17 protein-coding genes are annotated in these 16905 nt (G+C 71.2%); 12 read left to right on the top strand and 5 right to left on the bottom strand.

The annotated features are described in order from the left end of the window. Window positions 1–89: 89 nt before the first annotated feature. The 5 genes from ACBJ32_RS14980 to ACBJ32_RS14960 are packed head-to-tail and all read left to right on the top strand — an operon-like array spanning window position 90 to window position 4616. Window positions 90–1319 (top strand): amino acid ABC transporter substrate-binding protein, encoded by a 1230-nt coding sequence (locus ACBJ32_RS14980; protein ID WP_375127221.1) that lies wholly within the window; start codon window positions 90–92, stop codon window positions 1317–1319. Continuing rightward, window positions 1313–2194, top strand: a complete 882-nt coding sequence (locus tag ACBJ32_RS14975; RefSeq protein ID WP_357868830.1) for a branched-chain amino acid ABC transporter permease — start codon at window positions 1313–1315, stop codon at window positions 2192–2194. The genes ACBJ32_RS14980 and ACBJ32_RS14975 overlap by 7 nt, the downstream gene beginning before the upstream one ends. Continuing rightward, window positions 2178–3167: a branched-chain amino acid ABC transporter permease gene (locus tag ACBJ32_RS14970; protein ID WP_375127220.1), complete on the top strand. Its 990-nt coding sequence runs from the start codon at window positions 2178–2180 to the stop codon at window positions 3165–3167. The genes ACBJ32_RS14975 and ACBJ32_RS14970 overlap by 17 nt, the downstream gene beginning before the upstream one ends. Then, window positions 3164–3892: an ABC transporter ATP-binding protein gene (locus tag ACBJ32_RS14965; RefSeq protein WP_375127219.1), complete on the top strand. Its 729-nt coding sequence runs from the start codon at window positions 3164–3166 to the stop codon at window positions 3890–3892. The genes ACBJ32_RS14970 and ACBJ32_RS14965 overlap by 4 nt, the downstream gene beginning before the upstream one ends. Next, window positions 3885–4616, top strand: a complete 732-nt coding sequence (locus ACBJ32_RS14960; protein WP_375127218.1) for an ABC transporter ATP-binding protein — start codon at window positions 3885–3887, stop codon at window positions 4614–4616. The genes ACBJ32_RS14965 and ACBJ32_RS14960 overlap by 8 nt, the downstream gene beginning before the upstream one ends. Before the next feature lie 48 nt (window positions 4617–4664). Here ACBJ32_RS14960 and ACBJ32_RS14955 read toward each other — a convergent pair whose 3' ends face one another. The 4 genes from ACBJ32_RS14955 to ACBJ32_RS14940 all read right to left on the bottom strand — a co-directional run bounded on the left by ACBJ32_RS14955 (window position 4665) and on the right by ACBJ32_RS14940 (window position 9038). Beyond that, a complete protein-coding gene (locus tag ACBJ32_RS14955; protein WP_375127217.1) occupies window positions 4665–5639 on the bottom strand; it encodes a 5'-nucleotidase C-terminal domain-containing protein in 975 nt (324 codons plus the stop codon). Between the two features lie 85 nt (window positions 5640–5724). Next, window positions 5725–6606, bottom strand: a complete 882-nt coding sequence (cydB, locus tag ACBJ32_RS14950; protein ID WP_375127216.1) for a cytochrome d ubiquinol oxidase subunit II — start codon at window positions 6604–6606, stop codon at window positions 5725–5727. Window positions 6607–6619: 13 nt separating this feature from the next. Further along, the gene (locus ACBJ32_RS14945; RefSeq protein ID WP_375127215.1) at window positions 6620–7966 is read right to left on the bottom strand and encodes a cytochrome ubiquinol oxidase subunit I; all 1347 of its coding nucleotides are present in this window, start codon (window positions 7964–7966) and stop codon (window positions 6620–6622) included. Window positions 7967–8192: 226 nt separating this feature from the next. Then, window positions 8193–9038 carry a polysaccharide deacetylase family protein gene (locus ACBJ32_RS14940; RefSeq protein ID WP_375127214.1) on the bottom strand — a complete coding sequence of 282 codons (846 nt, stop codon included), beginning with the start codon at window positions 9036–9038 and terminating at the stop codon, window positions 8193–8195. A gap of 73 nt (window positions 9039–9111) precedes the next feature. Between ACBJ32_RS14940 and ACBJ32_RS14935 the strand changes: the two genes are divergently transcribed. The 4 genes from ACBJ32_RS14935 to ACBJ32_RS14920 are packed head-to-tail and all read left to right on the top strand — an operon-like array spanning window position 9112 to window position 11919. Beyond that, window positions 9112–9813: a carbon monoxide dehydrogenase subunit G gene (locus tag ACBJ32_RS14935; protein ID WP_375127213.1), complete on the top strand. Its 702-nt coding sequence runs from the start codon at window positions 9112–9114 to the stop codon at window positions 9811–9813. A gap of 50 nt (window positions 9814–9863) precedes the next feature. Further along, complete coding sequence (locus ACBJ32_RS14930; RefSeq protein WP_357868852.1) at window positions 9864–10760, top strand: hypothetical protein; 897 nt, start codon at window positions 9864–9866, stop codon at window positions 10758–10760. A 41-nt stretch (window positions 10761–10801) separates the two neighbouring features. After that, window positions 10802–11470, top strand: coding sequence for a DsbA family oxidoreductase (locus tag ACBJ32_RS14925; protein WP_357869677.1), 669 nt, complete (start codon window positions 10802–10804; stop codon window positions 11468–11470). Between the two features lie 26 nt (window positions 11471–11496). Next, the gene (locus ACBJ32_RS14920; protein WP_375127212.1) at window positions 11497–11919 is read left to right on the top strand and encodes a MarR family winged helix-turn-helix transcriptional regulator; all 423 of its coding nucleotides are present in this window, start codon (window positions 11497–11499) and stop codon (window positions 11917–11919) included. Here ACBJ32_RS14920 and ACBJ32_RS14915 read toward each other — a convergent pair. After that, entirely contained in the window at window positions 11908–12627 is a 720-nt protein-coding gene (locus tag ACBJ32_RS14915; RefSeq protein ID WP_375127211.1) for a thymidine kinase, read from the bottom strand. The two genes, ACBJ32_RS14920 and ACBJ32_RS14915, sit on opposite strands and share 12 nt — an antisense overlap. Before the next feature lie 78 nt (window positions 12628–12705). On the opposite strand from ACBJ32_RS14915, the gene ACBJ32_RS14910 reads away from it, so the two are divergent. Genes ACBJ32_RS14910 through ACBJ32_RS14900 form a run of 3 tightly spaced genes read left to right on the top strand, consistent with a single transcriptional unit; the run spans window position 12706 to window position 16897 of the window. Beyond that, a complete protein-coding gene (locus ACBJ32_RS14910) occupies window positions 12706–13089 on the top strand; it encodes a hypothetical protein (protein ID WP_357868861.1) in 384 nt (127 codons plus the stop codon). A 6-nt stretch (window positions 13090–13095) separates the two neighbouring features. Next, window positions 13096–15096, top strand: coding sequence for a hydantoinase/oxoprolinase family protein (locus ACBJ32_RS14905; protein WP_375127210.1), 2001 nt, complete (start codon window positions 13096–13098; stop codon window positions 15094–15096). Beyond that, window positions 15089–16897 (top strand): hydantoinase B/oxoprolinase family protein, encoded by a 1809-nt coding sequence (locus ACBJ32_RS14900; protein WP_357868867.1) that lies wholly within the window; start codon window positions 15089–15091, stop codon window positions 16895–16897. Before ACBJ32_RS14905 ends, ACBJ32_RS14900 begins: the two co-directional genes overlap by 8 nt. Window positions 16898–16905 lie beyond the last annotated feature (8 nt).

Genomic DNA, 16905 nt, shown 5'->3' with positions numbered 1-16905 from the left:
CCTTGTCCAGGGCGGAATCCCGTGTAATCGTAACCGAAAGCGCTTCCGAAAGCGCTTTCGCTCAGCCTCTTCTGACGGGGGTCTCCTCGATGGCAAGAGTTCGCAAGGGCCTGACGACCATCTCCATCTGCGCACTGGCGCTCACCGCGTGCGCGAAGACCGACGAACCCGGCGCGGCCCAGTCGCCGGGACAGCAGCAGGGGCCGGTCAAGATCGGCATCTCGCTCCCGCTCACCGGCGACTTCTCCGAGCCGGGCAAGGGCATCCAGGAGGGGTACAAGGTCTGGGCCGACCAGGTGAACGCCAAGGGCGGCCTGCTCGGCAGGAAGGTCGAGCTGATCTTCCGCGACGACGCCTCCGATCCCAACCGGGTCAGCTCCGACTACGAGTCCCTCATCACGCAGGACAAGGTCAACCTGGTCTTCGGGCCGTTCTCCTCGCGCCTGGTGATCCCCGCGGCGAAGGTCGCCGAGTCGTACGGCATGCTCTTCGTGGAGCCGGCCGGAGCCGCCGCCGAGGTGTTCGAGCAGGGCTTCAGGCGGCTGTTCTACGCGGCGCCCGCGATCGCGAGCGACCACTACAACTACCTGGCCGACTACATCATCAAGCTGCCGGCCGACCGGAGGCCGAAGACGGCGGCGTACGCCAGCCTGGACGACCCGTTCGCGCAGGGCACCGCGTACGGCCTGCGGGACAAGCTGGCCGCGGCCGGCATCAAGACCGTCGTGGACGAGGTGTACCCGCCGGAGACCACCGACTTCGCCCCCATCGCCGCCAAGATCGCCGCCGCGAAGCCGGACCTGGTGGTGGGCGGCACGCAGTTCGAGGACTCGGTCGGGCTGGTGCGCGCGCTGCAGGAGCTGAGGGTGCAGCCCAAGCTGGCGGCGTTCTCGACGGGGCCGACGCTGGCGGAGTTCCCGGCCGCGGTGAAGGGGGCGGCCGAGCACATCCTCTCGCCGGTCGGCTGGTCCGCCACCGCGACGTTCCCCGGCAACCAGGAGATGGTCAAGCGCTACAAGGAGCTGTTCGGCGGCGACGCCAACGAGGACGCCGCCAACGGCTACACCGTCGGGCAGATCGTCGAGGCCGCCGTGAACGCCGTCAAGTGCGTCGACCCCACCAAGGAGTGCCAGGACAAGCTGACCGAGCACATCAGGCAGGGCACGTTCGAGACCGTCGTGGGGCCGCTGTCCTTCGACGACAAGGGCAGGCCGGAGCAGGCGCACATGATCCAGCAGTACGTCAACGGCAAGATCGAGATCGTCCTCCCGGAGCAGGCCAAGACCGCCGGCCTCGTCTACCCGAAGCGGGAATGGTGAGCCTGCTCCTGCAGGGGCTGGCCCTGGGCGTGCTGACGGGCGGGCTCTACGCCCTGCTCGCCTCCGGCCTGTCGCTGTACTTCGGCGTGATGCGGGTGGTCATGGTGGCGCACCCGGCGTTCCTGTTCCTGGCCGCCTACCTCACCTACACCGTGCACACCACGCTCGGCGTGGACCCGTTCCTGGCGTTGCCGCTGACCGTGCCGCTCTTCTTCGGGCTCGGCGTGGCCGTGCAGCGGCTGCTCATCGCCCGGCTCGCGCCGGACAACCTGGCGATGATGTCGGTGCTGCTGACGTTCGGGATCGCGCTCACCATCGAGGGGCTGCTCGGCACGTTCTACACGGGCTCCTACAAGTCGGTCAGCATGGAGTACGCCACCCGGTCGCTGAGCGTCGGCGGCGTGCACCTGCCGTACGACAAGATCATCGCCTTCGGGGTGGCGGGGCTCACCCTCGCCGTGCTGTTCGCGGTGCTGATCAGGAGCCGGTTCGGGCAGGCGCTGCGGGCCACGATCCAGCACCGCGAGGCGGCCAGGCTGGTCGGCATCCGGACCGAGCGCGTGGCCGGGTACGGCTTCGGCGTGGGCCTGGCCACCGCCGCCGTGGGCGGCACCGTGCTGGCGCTGATCACGCCGTTCTTCCCCGCCTCGCACTGGGTGTGGATCGGCAAGCTCATGGCCATCATCGTCGTCGGCGGGCTGGGCAGCGTGGTGGGCGCGGCGCTGGCCGCCGTCCTGCTCGGGGTGGTCGAGGGCCTCGTGCTGGTCACCGTGGACGCCACCTGGGCCACGATGATGTTCTACGTCTTCCTCTTCCTGACCCTGCTCGCGCGCCCTCAGGGGTTCTTCGGAGGCCGGCTTGCACACCGTTTCTAGGGGGCTGCCGCTGCTGCTGGCCGCGCTGGCGATCGCCTACCCGTGGCTGGCGCCCAACTACTACCTGGTGTACGCGGGCGCGCTGACCGTCATGTACGCCGCCATGTCCACCTCCTGGAACCTCCTGGGCGGCTTCACCGGCTACGTCTCGCTCGGCCACTCGGCGTTCTTCGGCCTGGGCGCGTACGGCACCGGGCTGCTCGTCGTCCGCCTGGACGTGCCCTGGGCCGTGGCCCTGCTCGCGTCGGCGCTGCTGGTCACGGCGTTCGCCGTCGGCGTCGGCATCGCGGCGGTACGCGTGCGCGGCGCCTCGTTCGTGATCGTGTCCATCGCGCTGGTGTCCATGATGAACCTCATCGTGCAGGGCTGGCGCTCCCTGACCGGCGGCTCCACGGGCCTGCAGGTCCCCACGCCCTTCCCCGGCCTGCACCGCGGCCAGACGCACATGGTCTTCTTCTACCTGTTCCTGGCGCTGCTCGCGCTCGCGCTGGTGTCCTGGTGGTACGTCTCCCGCTCCCGCTTCGGCGCGGGCCTGCGCGCCATCAGGGAGGACGAGGACAAGGCCGAGTCGCTGGGCGTGCCCACGGGGGCGTACAAGGTGGCGGCCTTCGCGCTGTCCGCCCTGTTCGTGGCGCTGGCCGGCGGGCTCTACGCGCTCTGGTTCGGCAGCCTCGACCCGATCTTCGTCTTCTCGATCCTGATCGCCTCGTACATGGTCCTGATGAGCCTGCTCGGCGGCGTCAGGCACCTGTACGGCCCGCTGCTCGGCGCGCTCATCGTGGCCCCGGCGGGGGAGTACTTCCTGATCGCGCTGGGCGAGACGCAGATCCACCTGACCGCGACGGGCCTGGTGCTGGTGCTGGTCGTGCTGTTCATGCCGGACGGCATCCTGGCCCGCTTCACCCGCAAGCGGACCGGCCCGTCCATCCCCGACGAGAGCGCGGACCAGAGACTCCAGGGGGTGACGCGGTGAGCCTGCGCACGGAAGGGCTGACGAAGGCGTTCGGCGGCGTGCTCGCCGTGAACGGCGCCACCGTCGAGCTGCGCGACGGCGCGATCAACGGCCTGATCGGGCCGAACGGTTCCGGCAAGACCACGTTCTTCAACATCGTCACCGGCATGATCAGGCCCGATTCCGGGCGGGTGCTCCACCGGGGCCGCGACATCACCCGGCACTCGCCGCACCGCATCGCGCACGCGGGCATCGGCCGCACCTTCCAGCTCTGCCGGATCTTCCCGCGCCTGACCGTGCTGGAGAACATGCTGGTCGCGGTCCGCCGCACCCGCCTGCGCGAGCTGCTGGCCGGCCTGCGCGACTCGGGCGAGGTCGAGCGGGCCCGCCACTGGCTGCGCCGCATGGGCATCGAGCACCTGGAGGAGGCCGAGGCGCGCGACCTGTCGTACGGGCAGCAGAAGCTGCTCGAACTGGCCGCCGTGCTCATGGCCGAGCCGGACCTGGTGCTGCTCGACGAGCCGGCTGGCGGGGTCAACCCGGCGCTGATCGACCGCATCACGGCCCTCGTCCGCGACCTCAACGCCGAGGGCCGCACGTTCCTCGTCGTTGAGCACAACATGGACATGGTGATGGGCATGTGCGACCACGTCATCGTCTTCGACCGCGGCGCGCCCATCGCCGAGGGCCCGCCCGCCACCGTCAGGCAGGACCCGCGCGTGCTGGAGGCGTATCTCGGTGTCTGAGGCGGTTCTTTCCCTGGAGGACGTCGTGGCCGGCTACGGCAGGGCCGCCCCCGTGCTGCGCGGCCTGACCGTCACCGTCCGCGCCGGCGAGGTCGTCTGCCTCGTCGGCCCCAACGGCGCCGGCAAGTCCACCGCGCTCAGGGTCGCCAGCGGCCTGCTCGCGCCCCGCTCGGGCCGGGTGCTCCTGGCCGGCCGCGACGTGACGGGCCTGCCGCCGCAACGCCTGCTCGGCCTCGGCCTGGCGCACGTGCTGCAGGGGCACAGCGTCTTCCGCGAGATGACGGTGGCCGAGAACGTCCGGCTCGGCGGCTTCACCGTACGCGACCAGGCCCGGCTGAACGCGCGGATCGAGGCCGTCAAGGAACTGTTCCCGGTCGTGGGGGAGCGGTGGGGGAGCCTGGCGGGGCTGCTGTCGGGCGGGCAGCAGAAGCAGGTGGAGTTCGCGCGGGCGCTGATGCTGGAGCCGTCGGTGGTGCTGCTGGACGAGCCGTCCATGGGGCTGGACCCGCGCAACACGCAGGTCGTCTTCGAGCAGATCGACCTCATGCGCCGGGCCGGCGTGGCGGTGCTGCTGGTGGAGCAGAACGCCCGCCGGGCGCTGGAGATGGCGGATCTGGGGTGCGTGCTGGACCTCGGCCGGGTGCACATCTCGGGGCCCGCCCGGGAGCTGGCCGCCGACCCGCGCCTGGGACGCCTCTATCTGGGCGGCGCGCCGGCGACCTGACCGGGGATCGCCGGGCGGGAGCACACCCCGCCCGGCGATCGGCCGTGCCTACTGGATGGTCACGCGGTCACCCGCCGGTGCCTGGACCGGCGAGTGGTTGGCGAGGTACGACGCCAGCGCGCCCCTGTCGTCCGGGCCGCTGCGGGCGACGTCGACGGCTCCCTCCCACTTCGGGAAGCCGAACCCGCCGCCGCTCAGGATGTAGTTGGCCGCAATCTTGATCACCTGGGTGTCCGACACGGGCACCCCGTTGAGCGTCAGCGAGGTGACCTTCCCCGAGGTGATCGTGTAGCGGAGCGAGGAGGCCGGGGTCAGCACGCCCAGCCGCGGGTCGACGGGCGTCTCCAGCAGCTTCCTCAGCTGGGCGCCCGTCATCGCCTTCACGTCCACCGCCAGGCCCGCCGGCTGGACGTTGAACACCTGGTCGTAGGTGACCGGGCCGGCCTTCAGCACGTCCCGCATGCCGTTCTTGCTGACGAGCGCCGTGTCCGCCCCGGTGACGGCCTGGACCGACTCCAGCATGGCGTCCGCGACCAGCTCGGCCAGCGGGCCGCCCGCGCTGGTGAGCGGGATGTCCTCGGCGGCCACGCCGAACGGCCCTCCGCCCTGGTAGCACTCGAAGTAGTAGATGACGTTGGAGGTGAGCCCGCCCGGCTGGTCGAGCTCGATCTGGACCGAGTTCTGCCCCGACTCCCAGTCCCATTCCCAGCTCAGGGTCTCCAGGACGGTGCTGTGGACGGCGCCGTGGTCGGCCGGCACCTCGACGGTCTTCCACTCCTCGGCGCCGACGAGGCGGTACCGGACAGTCTGCGCTCCCGCGGGCAGACCCTCGAAGTAGCCGTGCACGTTGAAGGTCAGCGGGCACTTCGACGCGGTGGTGCGTTCGAAGGCGATCGTGGCCTTGCCTACCGAGCTCTGTTCCTGCGGGGCGGCGTGCGCTCCCGGGACGAAGGCGACGGACGCGAGGGTGACCGTGGCCACCAGGCTCCCGATCCGCCGCCCCGCCGTGGTGAATAAGCCCACAACGTTCCTCTCGCTTACGATCTTGGACCAAGCGATCTTGACACGCGATGGTCAACGAGGGATAACGTCCTGTCCCATTACCGGGTTAGTGGCCGGCGACCAGCACGCGCTTCCTGAACACCCAGTACGTCCACCCCTGGTACACCAGCACGAACGGCAGCGCGATCAGCCCGATCCACGTCAGCATCCCCAGCGTGTACGGCGCCGAGGCCGCCTCCGCCAGCGTCAGCCCCGGCAGCGGCCGGACCCGCAGCTCCATGAAGACCGCCAGCGTCGCCAGCACGATCGCGCTCGCCGTGGCGGCGAACGCCCAGCCCTCGCGGCGGCGCCAGATCAGGGCCGTGGCCGCCGCGAGGGCCGCCATGGAGGCGAGGGCCGGGATCGTGCCGAGGCTCGACAGGGCGGCCACGGCCACCGGGATCGTCACGCCGCCCGCAATCAGGGCGGCGACGCGGGCGCGGCGGCGTACCGGGCCGGTGGTCCTCAGGGTGAGGAACACCGCGCCGTGCAGGACGCACACCGCCAGCGTGAACACGCCGCCCACGACGGCCGCGAGCGCGCTGTTGAACAGCAGGTCGGCGAAGACCGATCCCCACAGGAACGCCGGCAGCGCGCTGCCCACCACGATGCCCAGGTCGCACCAGAGCGGGTTGTCCACCTTGCCGCGCCACTCCAGGCCCACGCCGCGCACGATGAGCCCCACCAGGATCAGCGTCACGGGCAGGTAGAAGGAGCTGAACACGCCCGCGTACCAGGCGGGGAAGGCGGCGAACATGGCGCCGACCGCGGTGATCAGCCACACCTCGTTGCCGTCCCACACCGGGCCGATGGTCTGCAGGCCGGCGCGCTGCTCGGCGGCGTTCCTGCTCACCAGGGGCGCCAGCATGCCGACGCCGAAGTCGAAGCCTTCGAGGACGAAGTAGCCGGTCCAGAGGAAGGCGATGATGGCGAACCACAACTCGATCATTGGGGGAGGCTCCTCAGTACATCAGGGACGGCTCGCGCGGCGCCTCGGCCGCCTGGACCGGCGCCTGCTCCTCGGCGCCCTTGCGGACGTGCCTGGCCAGCAGTACGGTCTCGGCCACCGCGAGCGCGCCGTACAGGAGCGTGAAGATCGTCAGGGACGTGGCCACCTCGGCCAGCGAGACGCTCGGGGACACGCTGGAGGCGGTGAGGAGCTCGCCCGCGACCGTCCAGGGCTGGCGGCCGATCTCGCTGAGCAGCCAGCCGGCGATCACCGCGATCAGCGGGAGCGGCAGCGCCAGCAGCATCGCCCGCGACAACCACGCGGGGAACGGCCGCCTGCGGCGGGTCAGCCACAGGCCGAGCACCGACAGGCCCACCGTCGCCAGGCCGAACACGATCATCACGCGGAACGACCAGAAGACGACGGTGCCGTCCGGGCGGTAGTCGCCGGGGCCGAACTGCTGCTCGAAGCGCTGCTGCAGGTCCTCGGTGCCCTGGACGGGGGCCTCGAGGTCGTAGGTGGACAGGAAGCTCAGCAGCTTCGGGATCTCGATGCCGGGGACGATGCTGAACGCGGCGCCCTCGGTGTCGCGCTCCAGGCCCTCGGCGGCGGCCAGCTTCATGGGCTGCTGCTCGTGCATCAGCTTGGCCGAGTGGTCGCCGGTGCCCGCGACGACCGCCCCCGCGATGGCCGTCATCACCAGCGCGGCGCGGGCGGCGCTGCGCCACATCTCCGCCCGCGTGCGCAGCAGCCAGTAACCGCACACCGCCAGCACGAAGCCGCCCGCCACCACGAACGAGCCCGCGATCACGTGGGGGACCTGGGCCAGCGCGGTGGAGTTGGTCAGCACCGCCCACAGGTCGGTCATCCTGGCCTTGCCGTCCACCACCTCGTAGCCGACGGGGTGCTTCATCCAGGCGTTGGCCGCGAGGATGAAGTAGGCCGACAGGTTGGACCCGATGGCCGCCGCCCAGATGGTCGCCAGATGCACCCGCTTCGGCAGCCGGTCCCAGCCGAAGATCCACAATCCCAGGAACGTGGACTCCATGAAGAAGGCCAGCAGCGCCTCCATGGCCAGCGGCGCCCCGAAGACGTCACCGACGAACGTGGAGTACTCGCTCCAGTTCATCCCGAACTGGAACTCCTGCACGATGCCGGTCACCACGCCCATGGCGAAGTTGATCAGGAACAGCTTGCCGAAGAACTTCGTGAGCTTCAGGTACTGCTCGTTGCCGGTGCGGTGCCAGGCCGTCTGCAGGCCGGCCACGAAGATCCCTAGACCGATGGTCAGGGGCACGAACAGAAAGTGGTACACGGTGGTCACCCCGAACTGCCACCGCGCCAGGTCAAGTGCGTCCATCTTCCCCGTCGTCTCCCTGAGCTCTACACGCTGTAGTACATCTACCCGTAGTAGTACTACAAGCCGTAGAGCAATGCGATGCGAGCTTGGTCACATCGCCTGTGCTGGTTGCCCTGTCGAGGATGGCGCGCGGGGGCGCCGGGGCGCGTCACCCGCCCGGCTGATCACCGCGTACGCCGCCCGGCGGACCTCGGTGCGGGCCTCGCTGCGGACCTCGCTGCGGACCTCAGCGGGGCTGCGCCGCCGCCAGGTACGCCTGGAGGTCGCCCAGCTCGTAGCCGCGGCGCTTGATCTTGTTCACCAGGACGCGGAAGTCCCTGGCCAGGTTCGGGCGGAAGTGCAGGAGCAGGATGTCGCCGGGGCGCAGCTTCTTGTCGGGCACCTGATAGGCGATCTTGCCGCCCGGCTGGACGGTGGCGGTCCAGAGCAGCACGGCCGACATGCCGCAGCTCCTGGCGGCCCTGAGCGTGTCGGTGTTGTAGTTGCCGAACGGCGGCCTGAACAGGGTGGGCCGCGTCCCGATCTCCTTCTCGATCAGCTTCGAGGAGCCGCAGAGCTCGCGGCGCTGGGCGGGGTAGCCGAGCAGGCGGAGGTTCGGGTGGGTGAGGGTGTGGTTCTCGACGGGTACGCCGGCGTCGCGAAGCTGCCGGAAATATCCCCATTTACCGGCACCTACGTACCGGGCCGGGCCGCCCGACTCGTCCGGGGTGCCCCTGGCCTCGACGGCGTCGCGCATGGCGAAGGCGGTGATCGGGATGCGCTGGTCGCGTACCTGCCTGACGAAGCCCGGGTCCTGCTCCCAGCCGTCGTCGATGGTCAGGAAGACGACCTTGCGCCCGGTCGGGATCGAGCTGATCACCGGCGGGAGGCCGCCGGTGCGGGGGATCGGGCGCACCTCGCCCTTGCGGGGCTTGGCGCCCGGCGGCTCCGCCGGTTCAGGGGTCTTCTTCCCGGGCGTCGCCGCGGTGGGGGCGGGGGTGCCGGGCGAAGGGCTGGAAGCGGTCCCGGCCGGGGCGCAGGCTGCCAGCGCCAGGACGCACGCCACGCCGATCATCCGGTGTCCCCTGAACATGAGGCACCATCTTGCCAGCCTCTGTGAGGTGTTGCCCTTATCCCACGCGCCCGGCGCTGCCTAGAGTGGCCGCATGAAACTGGCGGGCAGTGCCGAGATCGGCGTGGACAGGCAGCGGGTGTGGGCGGCGCTCAGGGACCCGGCGGTGCTGGTGCGCACCCTTCCCGGGTGCGAGCGGCTGGAGGAGACGGGGCCGGACACGTACCGGATGACGATCAACGCGGGCGTGGGCTCGATCACGGGCGTCTACCAGGGCGAGGTGGCGCTGTCCGACCCGCTGGAGCCCGAGAGCTTCACGCTCAAGGCCCGCGGGCAGGGCGCGCCGGGGACCGTGGACGCCACCGTCCTGGTGCGGCTGAGCGAGCTCGACGGCGGGACGCGGGTGGACTACGACGCCGAGGCGGTGGTCGGCGGGATGATCGGCGGGGTGGGGCAGCGCATGCTCGGCTCCGTGGCCAAGCGGACGGCGGGCGAGTTCTTCTCGGCCGTGGAGGAGCACCTGCGGACCTCGGTCCCGACCGCCGAGCCGGGCCTGCCCGCGGGGCTCGGCCTGCCCGCCGAGCCCGTGCCCGCCGAGGCCGGGACGTACGCCGGGACGCACCTGTTTCCCGACAGCCGCCCGGCGCCGGGCGCCGTCTTCGAGCGGCCCGCGAAGCGGCACACCGAGACACGCCCGTGGGTGATGCTGGCGGCGTTCGGCATGGGGGCCGGCGTCGCGCTCGGCGGGGTCACCCTGGGCTGGCTGCTGGGACGCGGGTCGCGCCGGAGGGGTTGATGGCCTCGGGGGCTCTCGCGGAAAAGGATCTCCCGGCGTAGCGTGGCGGTATGCGGCAGGCACATGCTGAAGACGCACGGACCGAGGCCAGGCGAGTCGTACGCAACCTCCTGGGCGAGGAACGCCCGACAGCGGAGATGCTGATCGGCGACGTGCGTCCCGTGCTCGGTGACGAGCGTACGGACCGCACGCTGGAGCTGGCCCTCGGTGCCCAGCTCACCAGGCGCTCGGCCGAGCTGGCCGCCATCGCCGCGCTGCTGGTCGGCACCCGCGAGCTGGGCGAGGGCTGGTGGTCCAAGCCCAGGGGCGGCAAGCTGCCCGCACCCGACGAGGTGGTGCGCACGGCGGTCGCCATCGAGCCGTGGACCGACCTGACCGCGCTGGAGATGCTGGCGGCCTGGATCTCCGACGACGCCGCCGACCAGATGTGGGGCGCGCCCGTCGCGCAGGTCGACCTCAACTCCTGGCAGGCCGAGGACCGCTTCGAGCTGCCGCCGGGCGTCAAGCCGGGGCAGCGCCTCGTCGTGCACTTCGACGCCGGAGGGCGGCTCGACGCGGTCGTCGCCCGGCGGCCCGACGAGGAGCTCGGCTCCAACCTCGACTTCCAGTCGCTGCGTTACTCGCGGCCCGCCGAGGCGCAGTGGAGCTGGGGCGTCGCGGCCGGGCTCGGGCCGCACCGGCTGCCCGGCGAGACCCCCGACCCGTACGCGCGCGAGGTGCCCGCCGAGGCCGTCGGCATCCTCATGGCGTGGGCGACGCGTCACGGCGCCTCCGGCGAGCAGCTCGGCGAGCGGTGGGAGACGGTGGGCGACGTGGTGGCCGCCATCGAGCGGGTCGACTGGATGTGGCGCAGCGGCGAGTGGTTCGGCTGGTGGCGGGGCGCGTCGGCGCTGGTGGACGACTCGGCGTACCTGCCGTACCGGCTGGAGGAGCTGGCGGCCGGCTAGGGCCCGGAATCACCGCGTACCCGATCGGGTTGTCCCCCGATATGAAGGTCGAGATTTTTTCGGATGTCGTGTGCCCCTGGTGTTACATCGGGCATGTCCGGTTCGCCAGGGCCGCCGAGCGGTTCCGGGCCAAGGGCGGCACCATCGAGGTCACGATGCGGCCGTTCCAGCTCAACCCGGACGCCCCGTCCGACGGTGAGCCGCTGATCCCGGCGCTGGAGCGCAAGTTCGGCCCGAACGCCGGCCAGATGGTCGAGCGGGTGGTCGGCGCCGCCACCGCCGAGGGGCTGGAGCTGCACTACGACAAGGCGGTCAACGCCGCCACGTTCGAGGCGCACCGCCTGATCGAGGTCGCCACCCGGCAGGGGCTCGGCAAGGAGATGGCCGAGCGGCTCTTCCGCGCGTACTTCACCGAAGGGCTGAACGTGGCCGACCCCGGCGTGCTGGACAGGCTGGCCGGAGAGGTGGGCGTGCGCGACTCCGGAGAGGGCGCGGAGGAGGTCCGCGAGCAGCTCGCCAGGGCGCGCTCGCTGGGCATCTCCGGGGTGCCGCTGTTCCTGTTCGAGGGCAAGTACGCCGTGTCGGGCGCGCAGCCGGAGGACGCCTTCGCCGCCGCCATCGACGAGGTGGCCGAGCGGACCGGGCAGACGCCGATCACCCAGCTCGCGGCGCCGGGCGACGGGTGCGACGACGGGTACTGCGCCGTCTGAGCCGGGCGTGGTGGGAGAATCACAAGGTGTCGAGTCGCAGCCTTGCTTACCTGCTCAAGCACGCCAACCTGCGCCTGTCGGAGCTGATGGGCCCGGCGCTGGAGCCGTGCGGCATCGACGGGCGCGAGTTCGGCGTGCTGTCGGTGCTGGGCGGGTCCGAGCCGCTGTCGCAGCTCGAGGCGGCCCAGCGGATGGGGATCGACCGGACGACCATGGTCGCCATGGTCGACGGGCTGGAGCGCAAGGGGCTCGTCGGGCGCCGGCCGCACCCGGCCGACCGGCGCAAGAACATCGTGGAGCCGACAGAGCGCGGCCGGGAGGTGCTGGCCGAGGCCGTGGGGGTGGTGGCGGCGGCCGAGGCGGAGTTCCTGGCGCCGCTGCCCGACGGCGACGCCAGGCTGCTCAGGGACGCCTTGGAGCGCCTGGTCCCCCCGCGCTCAAGCGGCTGAGCCCTCGTCCGGGGCAGCCGCAGCCGCAGCCGCAGCCGCACGCGCGCTCGCGCCGGCGTGCGTGCCCGCCCCCGCGTTCCCGCCTTCGCCGAGCTGGCCGGCGCGGTGGTGGCGGCGGCAGAGCACCTGATAGCGCACGGGCGCGTGGTCGGTGTCGCCGATCACGACCTGCTCGCCCGTTCGCGCCATCGTCCCGCCCACGATCCGGGCGTTGAGCTGGCCGGGACGCCCGCACCAGCACAGCACCTCGACCTGCAGCCGGCACACCTCGTCGGCCAGCTCGAACAGCCGCTGCGCCGCCGGGAACATCACCGACCTGAAGTCGGAGGCGAGGCCGAACGCGTAGACGTCCACGCCGTGGGAGTCCACCAGGTCGGCGAGCTGCTCGATCTGCTCGACGGTGTAGAAGCAGGCCTCGTCGCAGATCAGGTAGTCGATGCGGTCGTGCGCGGTCACCAGCCGTACGAGGTCGAGGGAGTCCTCCACCTCGATCGCCTCCAGCCCGAGCCCGATCCGGCTGGTGACCTTCGGCCCTCCCGAGCGGTCGTGCTTGGTCAGCACCAGGCCGCGTCTGCCCTGCCGTCCGTGGTTGTAGTTCATCTGCAGCGCCAGGGTGGACTTCCCGCAGTCCATGGGGCCGAAGTAGAACTTCAGTACGGCATCCCGGGCGCCAGACGGCACGGCAGACAAGGCAGACAGTTCGGTCACGGGCCGCCAGCTTAGTGGCTTGGCTTGTTCCATGACCTCGTGGGACATTTCTCCCCTGTAGTTGTTCAGGAGGAATCTGTGGTCACCGAAAAACCACCGTCCGAGACGTCGCCGCTGGACGCGCTGATGAGGCAGGACGACCTCACGGCGGCCCAGGCGGACGCCACCCGCTGGCGTTACGGCTTCCTCGTCGTGGTGACGGGCATCGTCGCGCTCCTCGTCGCCTTCGGCGCCGCCGTGTTCGCCACGGGGGAGCTGGCCGCGCTGTTCGCCGGGGTGGCGGGGGTGATCGGTACCATTATCGGGGCTTACTTCGGAGTCCAGGCCGGCCAGTCGGGCAAGGCCAGGGTCGAGGCCGAGCTCGCCAGGTCGCAGGAGATGGTGGTGCGCCTGGCGGCGTACGTGGGCCCCACGAACGCGCCACGAGTCATCGACGAAGTGCTCGGCCGTCGCCGGAGCTGAGGAGCCATGCGTAGCGTGCGTATCGGAGTGGACACCGGAGGAACGTTCACCGACGTGGTGGCGGTGGACGAGCAGACGGGTGAGATCCTCACCACCAAGACCCCCTCGACCCCCGCGAACCCGGCCGACGGGTTCCTCGCGGGGATCGAGAAGCTGGGCCGGCTCGACGTCGGCTCGATCGTGCACGGGACGACGGTGGCCACGAACCGGCTCCTGGAGGACCGCATCGAGAACCTCGGGTTCATCACGACCGAGGGGTTCGAGTTCATCCTGGAGATCGCCAGGCAGAGCGTGCCTGACGGCTACGGCAACTCCTACTTCTGGGTCAAACCGCCCAGGATCGTGCCCGTCCACCTCGTCAAGACCGTCGGCGGGCGGCTCGACCACCTCGGCAACGAGGTGCGGCCGTTCTCCGACGAGCAGGCCGTCGAGGTGGCCCGCTGGTTCCGCGCCAAGGGCATCACCGCGATCGGGGTCTGCTTCCTGCACTCCTACGCCAACCCCGAGCACGAGCGGCGCATGCGCGAGGTGCTCTGGCGCGAGCACCCGGAGGCGGTGATCTCGCTGTCCAGCGACGTGCTGCGCGAGTACCGCGAGTACGAGCGCTCGGTCACCACCCTCGTCGACGCCGCCGTCAAGCCGGCCATGCGCACCTACATCGCGACCCTGTCGACCCGGCTCGGCATGCCGTTCTCCGTGATGAAGTCCAACGGCGGCGTGCTGTCCGCCCGCGAGGTCGTCAACCAGCCCATCAGCACCGTCCTGTCGGGCCCGGCGGCGGGGGCGCTGGGCGCCGCGCTGATCGCCTCCACGGCGGGCCACGAGTCGGTGATCACGCTGGACGGCGGCGGCACCTCGACCGACGTGGCCGTGGTGATCGACGGCGAGCCCTCCATCACCACCGAGGGCTCCGTCGGCCGCTACCCGTGCAAGATCCCGATGATCGACATCATCACGGTCGGCGCGGGCGGCGGCTCGGTGGCGTGGATCTCGCCCGAGGGCACGCTCAAGGTGGGCCCCCGCTCGGCCGGCGCCGACCCCGGCCCCCTCTGCTACGGCAAGGGCGGGACCGAGGTGACGGTGACGGACGCGCACGTGTTCCTCGGCCGGATCCCGCCGCACCTGCTCGGCGGGGAGATCCCGCTGGACGTGGACGCCGCCGGCACCGGCATCCAGGCCCTGGCCGACAAGCTCGGCCTCACCCCCGAGCGCACGGCGACCGGCATCCTGGAGATCAGCGCGTTCAACCAGAGCAACGCGATCAGGCAGCTCACCGTCAAGCGCGGGCTGGACGTGCGGGACTTCCCGCTGGTGACGTTCGGCGGGTCGGGGCCGCTGCTGGCCTGCCGGCTGATCGACATCCTCGGCCTGCCGTCCGTGATCGTCCCGCGCGACCCGGGCAACGTCTCGGCGTTCGGGCTGCTCACGGTGGACGTCAGGAACGACTACGTGCGCACGTACGTCACCCGCGAGCTGTCCCTCGGCAAGGCCGTCGAGATCTTCCACGACCTGGAGCATCAGGCCGGCGAGGCGCTCGACCGCGAGGGCTTCGACGACCCGATCTACCAGCGCAGCGCCGACCTGCGGTACTACGGCCAGGCCTACGAGGTCCGCGTGCCCGCGCCCGCGGGGGAGATCGACGACGACTGGCACGCCGAGGTGATCTCCCGCTTCCACGACGCCCACGAGAAGCTGTACGGCTACGCCTACCGCGACGACCCCCGCCACGGCGTGGAGTGGGTGAACCTGCGCGTCTCCGGCATCGGCCCCATCACCCGCCCGGCCGTCCGCCGCCTGGACAAGGCCGGCGAGGGCGCCACGTCGGTCCGCCCCGTGCACTTCGACGAGACCCGCGACACCCCGATCCACCAGCGCGCCGCCCTGGGCCCCGGCGCCACCGTGCGGGGGCCGGCGGTGATCGAGGAGTACGGCTCGACGATCCCCATCCACCCCGGCTTCACCGCGAAGATCGACGAATACGGAAATGTGGAGATAAGTCGTGACTGATCCCATCCTGGTGGAGATCGTCGAGGGCACGCTCGCCTCCGTCGAGAAGGAGGTCGAGACCGCCATCGCGCGCACGGCCCGCTCGCCGATGATCCGCGACGCGCACGACTTCCGCGCGGGCATCCACGACGTACGGCTGCGCAAGCTCACCGGCCGCTCCTACAGCGCGCTCGTCCAGCCCGTCGTGCGCGACTTCCCGGTCGAGACCATGAAGCCCGGCGACGTCTACTTCCACAACGACGTCTACCTGTCGGAAGGCGGCATCGGCCACCTGCCGGACCTGTGCGTCACCGTCCCGGTCTTCCACGACGGCGAGGTGGTCGCCTTCGTCCAGGCCTTCGGGCACCACGACGACATCGGCGGCTCGGTCCCCGGCTCCATGCCCTCTCACGCCCGCTCGGTCTACGAAGAGGGCCTGATGGTCCCGCCGATCAAGCTGCGGGACCAGGGCGTGCCCAACGAGGCCGCGCTGCGCATCATGACCCGCAACTCCCGCATGCCCGACTCCCTGGCCGGGGACCTCGACGCCGAGTGCTCGGCCTGCCTGATGGGCGCGCGCCGGCTGGGCGAGCTGTTCGAGCGGTACGGCAAGCAGGCCGTCCAGGAGTGCTTCGACGCCATCATCGCCAAGACGACCGAGACGTTCCGCAGGGAGCTGCTGGCGAAGATCCCCGAGGGGACGTACGTGTGGGAGGACTACGCCGAGCACGACGGCGTGGACGAGCCCCGCCTGCACGCCCAGCGCATCACGCTGAGCGTGGACCACGCGGCCGACGCGCCGTTGACCATCGACTTCACCGGCACCTCACCCCAGGCCAAGGGCCCCATCAACCACGCCGGCGACTACGCCGACGGCGTGTTCCTGAAGAAGTGGCTGGCCCCGGTGCTGCGCAACCTGGCCGACACGCCGGACCGCATGGCCGAGCTGGACGTGAACGAGGGAGTGGTGCCCCTCATCAAAATGATCTTCCCCGAGAAGGGCACCCTCCTCACCCCCGTCTTCCCCGCCCCGACCAACGCCCGAACGTTCGTCATCCTGCGGCTGCTCGGCGTCCTGGCCGGCGTCCTGGCCAAGGCCACCGGCGGGCGCATGCCCGCCGACCAGGAGACCATCCGCTACACGGGCGTGTACGGCACGGACGCCGACGGGCAGCCGTACCTCATGCGCGAGGTGCTGGGCGGCGGCTCCGGCGGGCGCTGGTACGCCGACGGCGAGGACACCATCCACGTGGTGCCCGACTCGCGCAACATCCCGGTGGAGTTCGCCGAGGCGCGCTGGCCGTTCCGCGTGGAGCGGCTGGCCCTGGCCTGCGACTCGGGCGGGCCCGGCATGTTCAGGGGCGGGCTCGGCTACGACAAGCACATCCGCATGCTGCGCGACGCCTCGTACATGTCGATCGCCGACCGGTCCATCCTGTCCTGCTGGGGCGTCAACGGCGGCCTGGCGGGGCGGCCGTTCCGGGTGGAGATCGCGGGCAAGGAGATGGAAGGCCTGGTGGACGACCACCCGGTGCAGGCGGGGGACCTGATCAGGATCCGCACCACCGGCGGGGGCGGCTGGGGCTCCCCCTACGACCGGGACCCCCGGGCGGTGGCGGCCGACGTGCGTGACGGGAAGGTGTCGATCGCGGGGGCGCTGGGCGACTACGGCGTGGTCCTGGACGGGGACCGCATCGACGAGCAGGGCACGGCCGAGCTCCGCGCCCGCCTGCGGCCTCCGGCGGACCGGTTCTTCGACCGGGGGCCCGGGTACGCGAAGCTCTCGGGTGGCAGGGCCTACGCGGAGGTGGACGAATGGTGAGGCGTTGA

Origin of the sequence: Nonomuraea sp. GTA35 (genome assembly GCF_041950525.1) — a bacterium.
In the GTDB taxonomy this organism is placed as follows: Bacteria; Actinomycetota; Actinomycetes; order Streptosporangiales; family Streptosporangiaceae; genus Nonomuraea.
Note: the sequence above shows the minus strand (reverse complement) of the source record. Positions and strands in the feature narration are given on the sequence as shown.